Source organism: Mesorhizobium sp. ES1-4, from assembly GCF_020164745.1.
Lineage (GTDB): Bacteria > Pseudomonadota > Alphaproteobacteria > Rhizobiales > Rhizobiaceae > Mesorhizobium.
Genome location: NZ_JAIUGV010000014.1, coordinates 112,538 through 128,228, shown reverse-complemented (window position 1 = coordinate 128,228; position 15,691 = coordinate 112,538). Strand labels below are relative to the sequence as shown.

At 62.2% G+C, this 15,691-nt stretch carries 15 protein-coding genes and 1 riboswitch; of the genes, 12 read left to right on the top strand and 3 right to left on the bottom strand.

The window, feature by feature from the left end; all coding sequences use genetic code 11:
- Positions 1 to 49 precede the first annotated feature (49 nt).
- The 8 genes from LB556_RS24425 to LB556_RS24390 all read left to right on the top strand — a co-directional run bounded on the left by LB556_RS24425 (position 50) and on the right by LB556_RS24390 (position 6,364).
- Positions 50 to 298 carry a DUF982 domain-containing protein gene (locus LB556_RS24425; protein WP_224570148.1) on the top strand — a complete coding sequence of 83 codons (249 nt, stop codon included), beginning with the start codon at positions 50 to 52 and terminating at the stop codon, positions 296 to 298.
- A 104-nt stretch (positions 299 to 402) separates the two neighbouring features.
- Positions 403 to 612 (top strand): cold-shock protein, encoded by a 210-nt coding sequence (locus LB556_RS24420; RefSeq protein WP_140766197.1) that lies wholly within the window; start codon positions 403 to 405, stop codon positions 610 to 612.
- Positions 613 to 1,042: 430 nt separating this feature from the next.
- A riboswitch (TPP riboswitch) is annotated at positions 1,043 to 1,154 on the top strand.
- 111 nt (positions 1,155 to 1,265) lie between these two features.
- Positions 1,266 to 3,083 carry a phosphomethylpyrimidine synthase ThiC gene (gene thiC, locus LB556_RS24415; RefSeq protein WP_224570147.1) on the top strand — a complete coding sequence of 606 codons (1,818 nt, stop codon included), beginning with the start codon at positions 1,266 to 1,268 and terminating at the stop codon, positions 3,081 to 3,083.
- Positions 3,080 to 4,063: a glycine oxidase ThiO gene (gene thiO / locus LB556_RS24410; protein ID WP_224570146.1), complete on the top strand. Its 984-nt coding sequence runs from the start codon at positions 3,080 to 3,082 to the stop codon at positions 4,061 to 4,063. Before thiC ends, thiO begins: the two co-directional genes overlap by 4 nt.
- On the top strand, positions 4,047 to 4,244 hold the full coding sequence (thiS, locus tag LB556_RS24405; RefSeq protein ID WP_224570145.1) for a sulfur carrier protein ThiS: 198 nt from the start codon (positions 4,047 to 4,049) through the stop codon (positions 4,242 to 4,244). The genes thiO and thiS overlap by 17 nt, the downstream gene beginning before the upstream one ends.
- A 4-nt stretch (positions 4,245 to 4,248) precedes the next feature.
- Entirely contained in the window at positions 4,249 to 5,022 is a 774-nt protein-coding gene (locus LB556_RS24400; protein WP_224570144.1) for a thiazole synthase, read from the top strand.
- Positions 5,019 to 5,624, top strand: a complete 606-nt coding sequence (locus LB556_RS24395; protein WP_224570143.1) for a thiamine phosphate synthase — start codon at positions 5,019 to 5,021, stop codon at positions 5,622 to 5,624. The genes LB556_RS24400 and LB556_RS24395 overlap by 4 nt, the downstream gene beginning before the upstream one ends.
- Positions 5,594 to 6,364 carry a hydroxymethylpyrimidine/phosphomethylpyrimidine kinase gene (locus tag LB556_RS24390; protein ID WP_224570142.1) on the top strand — a complete coding sequence of 257 codons (771 nt, stop codon included), beginning with the start codon at positions 5,594 to 5,596 and terminating at the stop codon, positions 6,362 to 6,364. The genes LB556_RS24395 and LB556_RS24390 overlap by 31 nt, the downstream gene beginning before the upstream one ends.
- Positions 6,365 to 6,450: 86 nt before the next feature.
- Here LB556_RS24390 and panC read toward each other — a convergent pair whose 3' ends face one another.
- Both panC and panB read right to left on the bottom strand, forming a co-directional pair.
- Entirely contained in the window at positions 6,451 to 7,338 is an 888-nt protein-coding gene (gene panC / locus LB556_RS24385; RefSeq protein ID WP_224570141.1) for a pantoate--beta-alanine ligase, read from the bottom strand.
- A complete protein-coding gene (gene panB / locus LB556_RS24380; RefSeq protein ID WP_224570140.1) occupies positions 7,335 to 8,180 on the bottom strand; it encodes a 3-methyl-2-oxobutanoate hydroxymethyltransferase in 846 nt (281 codons plus the stop codon). The genes panC and panB overlap by 4 nt, the downstream gene beginning before the upstream one ends.
- Positions 8,181 to 8,522: 342 nt before the next feature.
- On the opposite strand from panB, the gene LB556_RS24375 reads away from it, so the two are divergent.
- Positions 8,523 to 9,980, top strand: a complete 1,458-nt coding sequence (locus LB556_RS24375; protein ID WP_411908613.1) for an NAD-dependent succinate-semialdehyde dehydrogenase — start codon at positions 8,523 to 8,525, stop codon at positions 9,978 to 9,980.
- A gap of 276 nt (positions 9,981 to 10,256) precedes the next feature.
- Here LB556_RS24375 and LB556_RS24370 read toward each other — a convergent pair whose 3' ends face one another.
- On the bottom strand, positions 10,257 to 13,547 hold the full coding sequence (locus LB556_RS24370; protein WP_224570139.1) for a hypothetical protein: 3,291 nt from the start codon (positions 13,545 to 13,547) through the stop codon (positions 10,257 to 10,259).
- Positions 13,548 to 13,559: 12 nt separating this feature from the next.
- On the opposite strand from LB556_RS24370, the gene LB556_RS24365 reads away from it, so the two are divergent.
- The 3 genes from LB556_RS24365 (at position 13,560) to LB556_RS24355 (ending at position 15,516) form a co-directional block, all read left to right on the top strand.
- Positions 13,560 to 14,156 carry a hypothetical protein gene (locus tag LB556_RS24365; protein WP_224570138.1) on the top strand — a complete coding sequence of 199 codons (597 nt, stop codon included), beginning with the start codon at positions 13,560 to 13,562 and terminating at the stop codon, positions 14,154 to 14,156.
- 153 nt (positions 14,157 to 14,309) lie between these two features.
- Entirely contained in the window at positions 14,310 to 14,687 is a 378-nt protein-coding gene (locus tag LB556_RS24360) for a HEPN domain-containing protein (protein WP_224570137.1), read from the top strand.
- Positions 14,688 to 14,991: 304 nt separating this feature from the next.
- Complete coding sequence (locus LB556_RS24355) at positions 14,992 to 15,516, top strand: MucR family transcriptional regulator (RefSeq protein ID WP_224570136.1); 525 nt, start codon at positions 14,992 to 14,994, stop codon at positions 15,514 to 15,516.
- Positions 15,517 to 15,691 lie beyond the last annotated feature (175 nt).

Sequence of the window (15,691 nt, the reverse complement as noted above, 5' to 3'; positions counted from 1 at the left end):
CGAGTGCGAGCAACCGATCGTATCAATTTCTTATGCGGGAAGATTTTGGATGTCGCCGTTGCGTTCTTTTGCAAGACCGGTCGTGGTCCAGTTCTCTCGCCATGAGCGCGAGCACACCATCTTCGACGTGAACGACGCAGCCACAATGCTGCTTCGCAATTTCCCTCACCAGACCGAGAAGCGAAAGCTGGCAATGGATGCATGTCTTCAAGTGCTGCGCGGCGAGGCTCGGCCGCCCGTTGCAAGACGAGCCTTCGTCGCGGCCGCATTGGAGGCGAAAATACTGCGCGGCGACTGAACCTCTTGCGGGAAGGACAATCGTCATTGACCTGCTCAGGGCGATGGCTAGATTGCCTGCGCGCGGGTCAAGGTCGCCCGACTTGCCAAGAAAGGAATAGTGACGTGGCTACAGGCACTGTGAAGTGGTTCAATGCAACAAAGGGATTTGGGTTCATCCAACCCGACGCCGGTGGTGCGGACGTTTTCGTACATATTTCTGCCGTTGAACGTGCCGGGTTGAGGAGCCTCGCGGATGGCCAAAAGGTCAGCTACGAGATCGAGCAGGACCGGCGCACGGGAAAATCGTCTGCTGGCGATCTCCGGGCAATCTAAGTTGCTTAAAGGCTAGCACACATTCTGGAGCTGGCCGTTTGCAAAATCGACCTCCGCGCCGACAGCTGGCAGCCCGGCGCGTGAGCCCAACTTCTTGTAGAGATCTCGTTGTAACGATCCGTCGCCGCCGAGTGCCAAGAAGGAGGCTGTGTCCGAGATGTTCGGACCCTCCGTTGGGCACGCGCCAAACCGAAATCTTGAAAAAGGCGAAGAGCTTCCGCGACTCCCTCGTCGGGGTGCGCTGGCAAGGTCGACGTCGCGATCACTGGAACTTGAAGGTTTGAAGGCCGGACCCAGCAAACCAGGCCGCGGCGGACAAACACACGTTCGCTTCAACTGCAGACGTACGAGGGTATCGTCATTGGATGCGACCTTTGAGGTCCTTCTTACCACAGTGGTTGACAGAGCGAGCCCACATCGTCCAACCTGTGCGTATCACCAGGGGAGTCCCGGCAAGGGGCTGAGATACTGCTAGAGCGCGCAGTGACCCGTTGAACCTGATCCAGTTCATACTGGCGTAGGGACGGTGCAAGGTTTCGCGGGTCGGCAGTCCAGCTTCGTTGTTTGGGCAAAGACCGTCTGCCAGCGAAATGTCACCTCCTCCTCATCGCGTGAACTGGGTCTCCGTTGCAATCGAGCAAGGAGGCTCACTCATGAACGCACAGACCCCCACGGTCACCGTCGGCGAATTGCCCGCATCCAGGAAAGTCCACAAGCCCGGCCAACTGCATCCGGACCTGCGGGTGCCGATGCGCGAGATCTCGGTCCACCCGAGCGCCGGCGAGCCCCCCGTGACGGTCTACGATTCGTCCGGTCCCTACACCGACGCGGCGGTGAAGACCCGCATCGAACGTGGCTTGCCGCGGTTGCGTGAGAACTGGATCAAGGCACGCGGCGATGTAGAGTGCTATGAAGGCCGGACGATCAGGGACGAAGACAACGGCTTCGTCTCCGCTGATCGGCTTACGCCAGAATTCCCGGTGCCCAACAGGCCGTTGCGCGCCGCAGGAGGCCGCGCCGTCACCCAGATCGCCTATGCGCGCGCCGGCATCATCACGCCGGAAATGGAATTCGTCGCCATCCGCGAAAATCTTGGCCGAGAACAGTTGCGTTCGAGACTTCAACGCGACGGCGAGAGTTTTGGCGCCGCGATCCCGGATTTCGTCACGCCGGAATTCGTGCGCGACGAGGTGGCGCGCGGCCGTGCCATCATCCCTTCCAACATCAACCATCCCGAAAGCGAGCCGATGATCATCGGCCGCAATTTCCTGGTGAAGATCAACGCCAATATCGGCAATTCCGCCGTCACCTCGTCTATGGCCGAGGAGGTCGAGAAGATGGTGTGGGCGATCCGCTGGGGCGCCGATACGGTGATGGACCTCTCCACGGGCCGCAACATCCACAACATCCGCGAATGGATCGTACGCAATTCGCCGGTGCCGATCGGGACGGTCCCGCTTTACCAAGCTCTCGAGAAGGTCGGGGGCGTAGCCGAGGATCTGACCTGGGAGGTCTATCGCGACACGCTGATCGAGCAGGCCGAGCAAGGTGTGGATTATTTCACCATCCACGCGGGCGTGCGCCTGCCCTACATTCCGCTCACCGTCGACCGCGTCACCGGCATCGTGTCGCGCGGCGGTTCAATCATGGCCAAATGGTGCCTGCATCACCACAAGGAGAGCTTCCTCTACGAGCATTTCGCGGAAATCTGCGACATCTGTCGCGCCTACGACGTGGCGTTCTCGCTCGGCGACGGCCTCCGCCCCGGCTCGATTGCCGACGCCAACGACGCGGCGCAGTTCGCCGAGCTGGAAACGCTCGGCGAACTCACCAAGATCGCCTTGGCCAAGGACTGCCAGGTGATGATCGAGGGCCCTGGCCACGTGCCGATGCACAAGATCAAGGCGAACATGGACAAGCAACTCGCGGTCTGCGGCGAAGCACCTTTCTACACGCTGGGGCCGCTCACCACGGACATCGCGCCGGGCTACGACCACATCACCTCCGGAATCGGCGCGGCGATGATCGGCTGGTTCGGAACGGCAATGCTCTGCTACGTCACGCCGAAGGAACATCTCGGCCTGCCCGACCGCGACGACGTCAAGACTGGTGTCATCACCTACAGAATAGCCGCTCACGCCGCCGACCTCGCCAAGGGCCATCCGGCCGCCAAGGTCAGGGACGACGCGTTGTCGAGGGCGCGCTTCGAGTTCCGGTGGGAAGACCAGTTCAACCTGTCGCTCGATCCCGAGACGGCGCGCGCCTTCCACGACGAAACCCTTCCGAAGGAGGCGCACAAGGTGGCGCACTTCTGCTCCATGTGCGGCCCCAAGTTCTGCTCGATGCGGATCTCGCATGACATCCGCGCTGAAGCCCAGAAGGAAGGGCTCGCGGCTATGGCGGCCAAGTATCGGGACGGCGGCGACCTCTACATGCCCATCGACGGCACCGAGGCGAGCACAAACACATGAAGACGTTCATTCGGGGTGCTGGCGTTGCCGGGCTGACGCTCGCGCACGAGCTGGCAATGCGCGGCGCCGATGTGACCGTTGTCGAGAAGCGCAGGGAGATCGCCGGCAATGCCTCCTGGCAGGCCGGCGGCATGCTCGCGCCTTGGTGCGAGCGCGAGAGCGCCGAAGAGGCGGTGCTGACACTCGGGCGCGCCGCTGCCGACTGGTGGGACGCAGCCTTGCCCGGCCATGTGTCTCGTCGCGGCACGCTCGTGCTGGCGCCAGCTCGCGACACTGGCGAGCTGGAGCGGTTCGGCCGCCGTACGTCCGCTTTCAGCCAGCTGGGCGTCAGTGAGATCGCAGTGCTCGAACCAGCGCTCGCTGGCCGGTTCGGGCGTGGGCTGTACTTCGCCGGGGAAGCGCATCTCGACCCGCGCAAGGCGTTACTCGCCCTCCGAGACAAGCTGCTCGGCATCGGCGTGCGCATCGAGTTCGACCGCTGGGCTGTGTCCGCAGCCGCGGATATCGAGGTGGACTGCACCGGCATCTCTGACAGACGCTTAGAACTGCGCGGCGTGCGCGGCGAGATGCTGATCCTGCGAACAGGCGAGATCTCGCTGACCCGGCCCGTGCGCCTGCTTCATCCGCGCATCCCGATCTATGTCGTGCCGCGAACGGAAAACCTGTTCATGGTCGGCGCAACGATGATCGAGTGCGATGCCGCGGGCCCGATCACCGCGCGTTCGGCGATGGAGCTGCTTGGCGCGGCCTACGCGCTGCATCCGGCCTTCGGCGAAGCTGAACTGGTCGAAACGGGCGTGGGCGTGCGCCCCGCTTTTGCCGACAACCTACCTCGCGTTGAGCGCGACGGCAGGCACATTCGCATCAACGGCCTCTACCGCCACGGCTTCCTGCTTGCGCCGGCCATGGCGCGGCAGGCAGCCGACATCATCCTGGGAAATCCGGCAGCAAAGGAGCTTGCCCTTGAAGCTCATCGTTAACGGCCAGAGCCACGAAGTCGCGGCCGCGACGCTTGCCGCGTTGCTTGTCGAACTCGATTTCCGGGGCAGTTGGCTCGCCACCGCGCTGAACGGCGACGTCGTGCAGGCCAAGGAGCGCGACCGCTGCTGGCTGACCGAGGGTGACCGCATCGAAATCCTCTCACCGATGAAGGGAGGCTGATCCCATGCTCGTGCTCTACGGACAGAAACTTTCGTCCCGCCTTCTGCTTGGTACAGCGCTCTATCCCTCGCCTGCCGTCATGGCCGATGCGGTCAAGGCGTCCGGCACGGAGATCGTGACCGTGTCACTCCGCCGCGAAACCGCCGGCGGCAAATCCGGCGGCCAGTTCTGGTCGCTGATCCAGTCGCTGGGCGTTCGCGTCCTGCCCAACACCGCCGGCTGCCATTCGGTGAGCGAAGCGGTAGCGACGGCGCGGATGGCGCGCGAGGTGTTCGGCACGGACTGGATCAAGCTCGAAGTGATTGGCAATCATGATACATTGCAGCCTGACGTCTTCGGGCTGGTCGAGGCCGCCAGGATCCTTGCCTCGGAAGGCTTTGAAGTCTTCCCTTACACGACCGACGACCTCGTCGTCGCCGAGCGCCTGCTTGACGCCGGCTGCAAGTTACTGATGCCGTGGTGCGCCCCGATCGGCTCCGCGCGCGGGCCGCAAAATCCCGATGCGCTGCGCAGCCTGCGCGGCCATTTCCCCGGCGTTCCGCTGATTGTCGATGCCGGCATCGGCCGTCCGTCGCATGCAGCAAGCGTCATGGAGCTCGGTTACGACGCCGTGCTTCTCAATACCGCGGTCGCCAAGGCAGGCGATCCGGTCGCCATGGCCTCGGCCTTCGGCAAGGCGGTCGAGGCGGGCCGCGAGGCCTATTGCGCCGGTCTGCTCGAGCCGCGCGACATGGCCGTTCCCTCAACTCCAATGATCGGCATGGCGGCGTTCTCATGAAGCTCGATCCATTCTATCTGATCGTCGATTCAGCCGCGTGGATCGAACGCCTGGTGCCGCTTGGCGTGAAACTGGTGCAACTGCGCATCAAGGATCAGGAAGAAGCTTTGCTGCGCCGGGAGATGCGGGCTTCGAAGGCGGTTTGCGACCGCCATGGCTGCCAGCTCATCGTCAATGATTACTGGCGCCTCGCGATCGAGGAGGATTGCGATTTCGTGCATCTCGGCCAGGAGGATCTGGCGGCGGCTGATGTGAAGGCGATCCGCAAGGCGGGCCTGAGGCTGGGCCTCAGCACGCACGACGACGCCGAGCTCGAAACCGCGTTTCAGGCCGAGCCGGACTATATCGCGCTTGGCCCGATTTACCCGACCATCCTCAAGCAGATGAAATGGGCCCCGCAGGGGCTCGACCGCATCGCCGTCTGGAAGCAGCGCGTCGGAAAGCTTCCGCTGGTGGCCATCGGTGGACTGACCGTCGAGCGCATTGCCGGTGTCTTTGCGCAGGGCGCCGAGAGCGCCGCAGTCGTGACCGACATTACCCGCAACGCACGTCCGGAGGCACGCGCGCTGGAATGGCTGGCGGCGACGTCGCGATGGCGATGACACCGCATGTGCTCATCGTTGCCGGCTCCGATTCCAGCGGTGGCGCCGGCATAGCCCGCGACGTCGAGACCGTCGCTGCCTTTGGGCTGCGCAGTTGCCTTGCAGTAACGGCCGCAACCGTCCAGACGCACACGGCCGTCGAGCACATCGAGCACATGCCCCCGGAGATTATCGCCGCCCAGATGCGCGCTGCCTTCGCCGCCAACGCTGTCGCGGCAGTCAAGATAGGCATGCTGGGGACGGCCGCGGCGATCGACGCGGTCGGCTCAGTTTTGGCGAGCAACCGCCAAGTGCCAGTGGTTCTCGACCCGGTGCTGGCCTCGACCTCCGGACGAATGCTGCTGGAGGACGGTGCCATCGACGCACTGCGCGGCGATCTGATGCCTATCTGCCGGCTCGTAATACCCAACTTGATCGAGCTGGCTCGATTGACCGGATCGGCACCGGCGCCCGACGAAGAAATCGCCCAGCTTCAAGGCGAGGAATTGTCGAGAACGGTCCGAAGCGCCGTGCTCGTCAAGGGCGGTCATGCGGAAGGACCGCAGGCCATCGATTTGCTCGTGCAACCAGAGCGCCCGGTAGTTCGATTGGAAGGGCCTCGCCTGCAGCGTGGAATGCGCGGAACGGGTTGCATGCTGTCCAGCGCCATCACCGCGTCTCTGGCGCAAGGCGCGTCACTGGAAGCAAGCGTGCGCAACGCCAAGCAGTTCGTCTTCGACGCCCTTGCTCGATCGAGTTGAGGCAGAGTTTCAGTCTCGTTTGGTCAATCTGCTGTTTCCCCCTGTCGAGGAACTCGTGGTGGGCCCAGTTGATCAGAGCCGCAGATTCAGGCTGCGGCCTGCTTCAGGATTTGATCCAATCGTTGCGGCGATCTCACCTCGACATTATCAATCAGGCGCGTCTGGCCGAGCCAAGCGGCAACGAGGAGCCGCGCTGGCCGGTTCAAAGTAGCGATCGAGACAAGGTCATCATCGGCACGCAATTCGAGATACTCGACCTTCGAAAAGCCAGCAGCAAGGATCGCCTGTCGAGCCTCCCGCAACGTCCGCTCGACGAGTTCTCCTGAAGTCAGCCGCCGAGCAGTTTTGAACAGGATTTCGGGCAGCTTCGGTGCTGTCCGGCGCTCGGCCGAAGACAGTCGCGTGTTGCGTGACGACATGGCCAAGCCGTCGCTCTCGCGCACCGTCGGGTTGCCGATAATTTCGATTGGGATGTCGAGATCACGAACAAGGCGGCGGACCACGTGGAGCTGTTGGAAGTCTTTCTCGCCGAAAAATGCCAGGTCGGCGCCGGTCTGAAGAAAGAGCTTGGTCACCACCGTCGCAACGCCGTCAAAATGGCCGGGCCGGAACGCGCCGCACAGACCGTCGCTCGGACCGCTCACCGAAACCTTGGTAGCAAAGCCTTGCGGATACATGTCGGCTGCATCGGGAGCGTAAAGGATATGAGCGCCGACCGACGCGAGCTTGGCGGCGTCCTCCTGCTCCGTGCGTGGATAGGCGGCCAGGTCCTCGGCATTGTTGAACTGCTTGGGATTGACAAAGAGCGTTACGATCACCCGATCGGCCTTCGCCAATGCCGCACTCACCAGGCTCAAATGTCCCTCATGCAAGGCGCCCATGGTTGGCACCACGGCGATCTTCAGGCCCTCCCGGTGCCACGCGGCAACGATGCTGCGCAATTCAGCGACGATCCGGACTATTGCGACGTTCATGCGGCCTCACCCCCACTGACATTGCGCGGCTCGTCGCCGAAGACATGCTCGCTCGCCGGAAAGCGGCGCTCGCGCACCTCGTTTGCGAATGTCGCGATCGCTGCCTCGGCCGCCTTGCCGAGCTCTGCGTAACGTTTGACGAATTTCGGCCGGAAGGTGCCAAACAGCCCCAGCATGTCATCGACAACCAGGATCTGCCCGTCACAGGCCGCCGATGCGCCAATCCCGATCGTGGGGATTGAGACTTCCTTGGTAGTCCGCCGAGCAAACGCTTCCGGTATCTTTTCGAGCACAACCGCGAAGGCGCCCGCCTCGGCCACAGAGACCGCATCGCGCAGAATGCGCTCGGCATCTTCGCCTCGCCCCTGCACAGGGTAGCCGCCGAAGGCATTGACAGCCTGCGGCGTCAGGCCGACATGGCCCATCACCGGCACACCGCGCGCGGTCAGAAATTGGATTGTCTGCGCGATGCTTTCGCCGCCCTCGAGCTTGACCGCCGCACAACCGGTTTCGGTCATCACACGGGCCGCATTACGGAACGCTTGCTCGGGGCTTTCCTCGTAGGAGCCGAAAGGCATGTCCACGACCATCAGTGCCCGCTCGAGCCCACGTCGCACAGCCTTGCCGTGGAGGATCATCATTTCGAGGGTCACGCCAAGCGTCGAAGGCAAGCCGTGCAACACCATGCCAACGCTGTCGCCAACCAGCGCAACATCGCAATGATCATCAATCAGCTCGGCGATTGGTGTTGTATAGGCCGTCAGGCATACAAGCGGCTGCAGCCCCTTGCGCGCCGCAATGTCGGGCGGGGTCAATGCCGTGTTTCCTCCGGTTGCGCTCATCCGTCCTCATTCCCTAGCGTCAACTGGGCAGAACGTTTGCCACATTTTTGTGCAAATGCGTCAGTGCACAACAGTTCGCCGACTAGGTTCGCGCCTGGCGCTTTTCTCGGGGATTGCTGAAGGAGGAATCGGCGCCAAATTAGTGCTCGACACCGATGGCCGATCAAGACGCTTCGGAGTGACGATCTGATGATGACTTCCGGTACTTCCTTCCGTTGAGGAGGTCCAACCGCCATCTGTACGAGGTCCTATGCGGCGGCCGAACGTGAGGATACGCATCGACCCCGCCAACGGACACATCCATCGCGTTGAGGAGATCCCTTTTTGCCAATCTGCCAGCCGATGATCCGTCACCTGAAGTCTCCTGCCCTGTTCGCGAGGATCGACCGCATGCCGGCATTGGGCACGCCGGTTAGCACGCGGACGTTCGAAGTCTCCAATCCATCGACCGGCGAATTGCTGGCCAAACTCCCCGACATGGGTGTCGAAGAGACGCGCGCCGCCATTGACAGGGCCTATGACGCACAGCCTGGGTGGGCAGCCCTGACGGCCCGGGAGCGCAGCGACATACTCTGGCGCTGGCACCAACTGATCGTGGATCATACCGACGACCTCGCTGCCATTCTCACCGCGGAGATGGGCAAGCCACTCGCCGAAGCGAAGTCGGAGGTAACCCATGCGGCTGCGTATCTGCAATGGTACGCCGAAGAAGCCAATCGCATCTATGGCGAAACGATCTCGGCGCCATCGACAGACCGTCGCATGCTGGTCATCAAGCAACCGATCGGCGTCGTTGGTACGATCACGCCCTGGAATTTTCCCGCCTCAATGGTCGCGCGCAAGATTTCGCCGGCTCTCGCCGCCGGCTGCACAATCGTGCTGAAGCCCGCTGAGCAGACGCCACTCGTAGCGGGCGCGATGTTCGCCCTGGCGCATTTGGCTGGTTTTCCCGAAGGCGTGGTCAACCTTATCTACGCTTCCGAAGGCGATGCTGTCGGCCGCGAACTCTGCACCAACGCCAAGATCCGCAAGATCAGCTTTACGGGCTCGACCGAGGTCGGCCGGCTGCTGATGCGTCAGTGCTCAGACCAGATCAAGAAAGTCAGCCTCGAGCTCGGCGGCAATGCACCTTTCATCGTCTTCGACGATGCCGATATCGATGCTGCCGTTGAGGGTGCGATCCAGGCGAAATTCCGCAATGCCGGCCAGACATGCGTTTCAGCAAATCGCCTTTACGTCCAATCCGGCGTCCACGATGAGTTCGTCGAAAAGCTCACCGGAAAGGTCCGCCAGCTTTCAGTCGGCGACGGCTTCGATCCTGGGGTATTCATCGGACCGCTGATCGATAAACGCGCTCTGGCAAAGATCGAATCCCATATCGCCGATGCCGTTGCGAAAGGCGGCGTCGTTCGATGCGGGGGCGATCGCGTCGGTATGCAAGGCACGCTTTTCCAACCGACTGTCCTCACCGAGGTTTCTCGCGATATGACCGTGGCGCAAGAAGAGACCTTTGGACCGCTGGCGCCTGTCATTCGCTTTGAAGATGCGGATCAAGTTGTCCGTGAGGCCAACGACACAATCTACGGGCTCGCCGCCTACTTCTATGCGTCTAACCTGAAACTTGTGTGGCGCGTGGCCGAAGCTTTGGAATATGGCATGGTGGGCATCAACACAGGACGAATGTCCTCGGAAGCTGCTCCTTTCGGAGGAATGAAGCAGTCCGGCATTGGGCGCGAGGGGTCCCGCCATGGCCTCGAGGACTACCTCGAATTGAAATATCTCTGCATGGGCGGAATTTGAAGCAAACTGCCGGGCGCGTCGGCCAAATCTTGGGTCAGAGCCGAGCGGTCGTCTACTCACCGGACGCCCTGGCTAAACCCATCATTGGACCTGGACAGGCCGCTTACAGATGCTGCACATGGGAAAGCTGACGCTCAAACGAACGGTCGGAGCGGTCGGCAGTCGCCTTCATGAGTCATTCAGCATAGCTAAGTCGCTGCCCGAAACCTTCCGTTGGTTCAGTTGCAACCAATGGCTGGGTTCCTCTTCTCTCTCCGTTTTCGCGGGCTGGGCGCGTCAGCGCCCGTAGAGTCCGTCCTCCAGCGACCGGTTGACTACCTCCAGCATTCCGCTCGCCCAGTCGCCGAGGGCGGGATCGTCGACCCATGTCGTCAGGGGGTCCTTGAAGCTGGTCAGATGCGCGTTCAGCGAGCCGCCCCAGGAGCTGGGGAAAATCCGCAGCCGGAGGGCGGCCTGGAAGCGCTTTGAGGCTCCATAAAGATGAGCGAGCTGCTGCAACGCGGGGTGCCAGGTCCAGCCGTCGCCCTGCTGCTGCAGAATTGGGAAGAAGCTGATCAGGAAGGCAACGCGTCGGTCCGGATCCTCTACAGCCCAGTCGAGCATCAAGGGCAGCGGTGTATCGAAGAGTGCGCCCGGGCCGGTTCTCGAGGCGTCATAGGCGAAAAGCTTGGTCGCGGAGGTGATCGCGTTAAGGCGCTCGCGTTCGACGCGCGTTGCGATCTCGTAGAAACCGCTCAGGACCGGCCAGACCTCGTTGGGGGCTTGCTTGACGACGATCGCTAGCGCCGAGCGAATGGCATCCGAAGGACGACCGTAGCGCGAACCGGCCGAACGGCATGCTCGCTCGATCTGGAGCGCGAAAGCGCGCGCGAAACTGTCGTCAATAGCGCCGGACGCGGCGAGCAGACGGAGCATGCGATCGTGGATATAGTCGGCGTTGCTCGCATTGCCGTCGGTCCCGTCCGCGATAGCAGGCGCGAGTATGGCCGCCTTCACAAGCTCGACGATTTCGGACGTGAGCGCATTGCGCTCATGTGTCACCATCGAGAGGATTTCGAGCGCAGCCCAGGCACCGCCATCCTCGCGCTCGACGAGCGCCTTGATGAAGTCAGCCAGCGCCGGCGGCGAGACCTGGGCCAGGCCCTTGCCGTAGGAGATGGTCACCACCTGAGCGGTGTCGATCGCGCCTTCGCGGACCTGTGCCGTGAGGCGCGCCAACCGCTTGTCGGTGACACGAAGCGCGGTATAGATGTTCATCGGGCTCGCCGCGAGCATCGCGGAAGACTCGGCGATCGTTTCCAGCTTCGCGATCTGATCGGCCTGATCGGCAAGCCGAAGGTCAATGGCCGAGAGGAGCGCGCGGACGAAGGCCATGCCGCCACGATTGCCGCTGGCATCGAGTGCGATGACGGCTTGCTCCAAGGCGCCGAGCGGGTCGGGCAAATGCCCGGCCAGCACTTCGGCGAAGGGATAAGGAGCGTTCATTTCCCTGCTCGACATGGCGGCGACGATCCGGGCGAGCTGGTCCGGATCGCGCGCAATATCGGGCGCGAGCGCCTGCGCTCGCCGAGCCGAATACTCGAAATCGGGATCATCGACATTGTCGGCGTATCGTTTTTCCGGGTCGTGGATGTCCGAGACCCAGAACCGGCTGTAGAGCAGCGCCTGCTCGACGGGGTCTTCCGGGAGCGTCAGATCGTAGAGAGCACGCACGGCCGCAGCAAAGTCGTCCGGCGGACTGGGACGGTCGAAATAAAGCCAGTCGCCGATGCTCTTGGTCGCCCCGAACCAGTGACCCGATGTCGCAACGACCTCGCGGACGAAGGCCTCGATGGTCGACAAAAGTTCCGGCACCAGCAAGTTGCGTAGGTCGCCAGCGATGTGCTCCTCGATGGTCGGGCGCAGCTCAGGGGTCTTGCGCCAGACGTCGAGCAGGCGCTCGAGCGCCCATTTGAAATAGCCGTGAATCGTGTCGTGATCGGCGGGCGCCCATTCGGGCCGATAGGGTTCGGCGCCGATCTGCTCGAAGTCCGTCGAGCGCGAGATGTGGGTCTGGATCATCGCCCCCAACGCCTCGACGCATGCCCGCCTGATCCGGGGATCATCCTCGTCCAGCGCCTCGGTAAGGGCTTCGCGGCGGCGTCGATCATCGGCCTGCGTTCCCGCCAGGGCGATTTGGAAGAGCTGCCGCATCAGGTCGACGATGGGCGGTGATCCCTCGGTACTGGCGACTGCAGACAGACGCAGAACGATTTGCGCGGCCTGCCTGAAGCTCGACGAACGAGAGGCGAGCAAGCGCAACGCGTCGAGCATACCATCGGTGACGGGGATTGCCGCCAGATCGTCGAGTGGCATTCGCATGATGGCGAAGAATAGGGCAGATCCTGTCCGGTCAGGAGCGACATGCGTGAAGGATGGTAGGAACTGGGCGGCATTGGGGCCGAGCAGGTCGGTGGCGTCCGCGAAGGCACCGTGCAGCAGGGAGTGGACGACGTCGCTCAGCGTCCGTGATCGAGCAAGGAAGCGCCAGCGCGCGAGCATCGCGTTGCGGTGGGCGGACGGTGCGCGGTCGAGGAAGCTGATGAGGGTCGAAGGCCGCAAATAATCGAGCCGGCGCAACGCCAGAAAATCGGCAATTGGTCGGGGCTGAGCATTCATGCTGCCGTGGTTGCGATCGACCAGGTGCTTGCCTGCGGCGATGACGAGATTTTCGTACATCCGCTCGCCCTTTATGTGGACGAGCGTCTCGGCGATATCGTCGAAACCAGCCGGATTCTCGTCGGGCGCGAGCCGCTCGAACAGGGAGAGGCATTCGAGCGCACGGACCGTATCGCGTTCGACGTCAGCGGCGCCGAGAATCTGCTCCGCGACATCGTCGACCGATTTGAGGATGCCGCGTTTGTCGTAGCTGTGGGTCGCCAGGACCGCGATGCGCGGGAAGCCGTCGCAGAGCGTGGCGATATAGTCGATCTCGTCCGCCTTCGCTTTTGCGAGTCCGGCCTTGAGAATACCCCTGATGGTCTCCCGATCGGCTTGGGCCGGCCGGATCATCTGGCAATAATCGTCATGGTCGCTGCCGTCAGGGCCGAGCGTGATAACGCGGAGCTGGCTATCATCGCCGCGCGCGATGTCATTGAGCCGGCGCGACTCGTCCATCGAGCAACCGTCGACGACAAGGACCGCGGCGGAGCTTTCCTTCACAATCTGATTGGCGACGTCCCAGACTTTCAGAGGGACCTCGCGGAAGTCGCAGAAGATGAAGTTAGCGGCAGTCAGTCCCTGGAGCGCTCCCGTGCTCGTGCTCAGGGCATAATGCAGGGCCCGCGTCTTGCCGATGCCTGATGCACCCCAGATGCGCGCGCAGGCACCGCCCTCGGCGAGATCGTCGACGAGGCGCGCGGCGAGCTGGGTGAAGTCGATGACGTCGGCGTCGTTGGGGCCAAGCGAGAATTTCCGGTCCGGGCTCGGCACGAATGGGGGCGACGCGATATCGACGCGCTTGCCCCATTGGTCGAGGGTCGCGAAGCCGGCGAGCTCAATCGCCGCTTTCTGCTGCTTGATCCACACGGCGACCGCCGGATGGGTACTGGCCCAGGCGGCGAGCGTGTTGCCTTCGTAGACGCGGATCGCTGTAAGCTTGGCTGGATCGCCGCCGGCGGCCTTGATACCCCTTTCGATCGCCGTGACGCGGTCGCTCGGCTTGGTGCCGACCAGAGGCTTGGCGGTGACGCCGATATAGGTGCCGCCACGCGCGAGCACGCCTTTAACCGCGTCGTTGAGGACCTTGACCTTAGCCGTCTTGGCCTGTGTCGGCTTGGTCCAGACCTCCTTTTCCCACTGAGCGTCGCCGTAATCCTTCGCCTTGCATTGGAAGATGACATCGCGGCCGGGGAAATAATCAGTCGATGTTTTCCCGCCTTCCCATTGGACGGTCGCGTCCTGGCCGCCGTCGGCAACTGTGATCTGGAGAGGCACATCGACATTGCGGAGTGGTACGCCGGCCTTGCGGGCTTCGGCATAGAGGAGGACACGCAGCAGCTCGACCAGCTGGTCGCCGTTGAAGTTTTTGATGTCATCCGCTTTGACAGTGAACATGCGCCTTTCCTAACGCGGCCCCGCCGCGGGCGAAACGATTGCTTGTATACCGATCGAAAGTCAGGGGCTCGATGCCACTGATACACTGAAAAATCTTCGCGCGGTTGCCGGTGGTTCACCAGATGTTGCTCGAAACGGACACGCGAATCTGCAATTCCATTTGGCCTCGGTAGCCTTATTCAATGACCCCTTCAAGCGCCAGCGCGAACAGGCAGAGAAGCCGGAGAACCGCCTTTGCCGACGTTGCTCACGGCGTTGAGCTGGTTCCGGCAATCCTTTAGCGCTCGTGCAAACGAGGACGAGGCTATCGTCGCGCTCGCGGTGGCATTCGAGACGCTGCTCACCGATCATTATGGGCTCGGGGTCGCGGAACGGCTTCGTCGCCGGATCGGCATCTGCATGAAAGGTGTGCCAAGGCTCGCCGGCTACGCGATCTACTACGCCCGCAGCTCGATTGTGCACATTGGAGAGCGCGATCACGCTGTCGATATCCATCGTGCGCAGGTCGCGTTTACGCGTTGCTTCTGTGCTATCGCCGACAGGCTGGCCGTTTGGACGCCGACGGCGAACAACCCGATGGGTGATCTTCTAGGCGACGTTACCGGCCGCTGAGCTTGGCGCGCCATTTTCAGCCGGCCGGAGCGTTATTCCCAGGATCGATGCGGCTATGCGAACGGCAGCTTATTGCGGGCGAGCCACCAAATCCGGAAAGTCCGCAACTGTCCGACATCTCCGACAATCGGCTCAGGCCAAAACGATGTCCGGTTTTAAGTTTTCGAAAGAGATGGCTGAACGACAGACTTGGGGGCGCGAAGCGGGCATATCGTCCTTCGACACTGCGGACATTGCAAAAACGGCCTCGACAATATAGCTGCACAAACTGCACAAGCGGGATGCAATGGAAAAGGAAAGCAACATGACCGCATCCGATGAGCAGCACGACAACGCCGACCTAGTATCACTCGCCGCCGACATAGTTTCTTCATACGTGTCGAACAATCCGGTGCCAGTTCCAGAATTGCCAAAGCTGATCGGCGATATCCACGCTGCCCTGCAACGGACCGGCACGCCAATGGCCGAGCCTGTGGCCAAGCAAGAGCCGGCGGTTTCGATTAAAAAATCGGTCACGCCGGACTACATTATTTGCCTGGAGGACGGAAATAAATTCAAGTCCTTGAAGCGTCATCTCAATGTCCACTATAATCTCAGCCCGGATAAGTATCGGCAGAAATGGAATCTACCTGCCGATTATCCAATGGTGGCGCCGAACTACGCTGCTGCTCGATCTGCGTTGGCTAAAGCAGCTGGATTGGGACGGAAGCCAGCGGAGCCAGAGGCGGAATCGAAACCGAAACGGGCGCCACGTGCGTCGTTGGCGGCCGCTAGGGCGCCGGTTGCTAAGTCGCCAGTTAAGAAATCGCGGAAGGCTCCCGCAAAATAGGCGAAACGCAAAACAGCGCGCTGAAACGTACGACGAAGCCGATCTGGTGGCCGGGGCATCTTTTTTGGCCACGTCCACTCTGCCGGGCGGTACGCCAAGCAGTCCCGGCGCCCCTCGTCTTACTCAGCGCTGGGCCATGATTTGATGCTTTCGGTTCTCCGCCCCGGAAGATCAC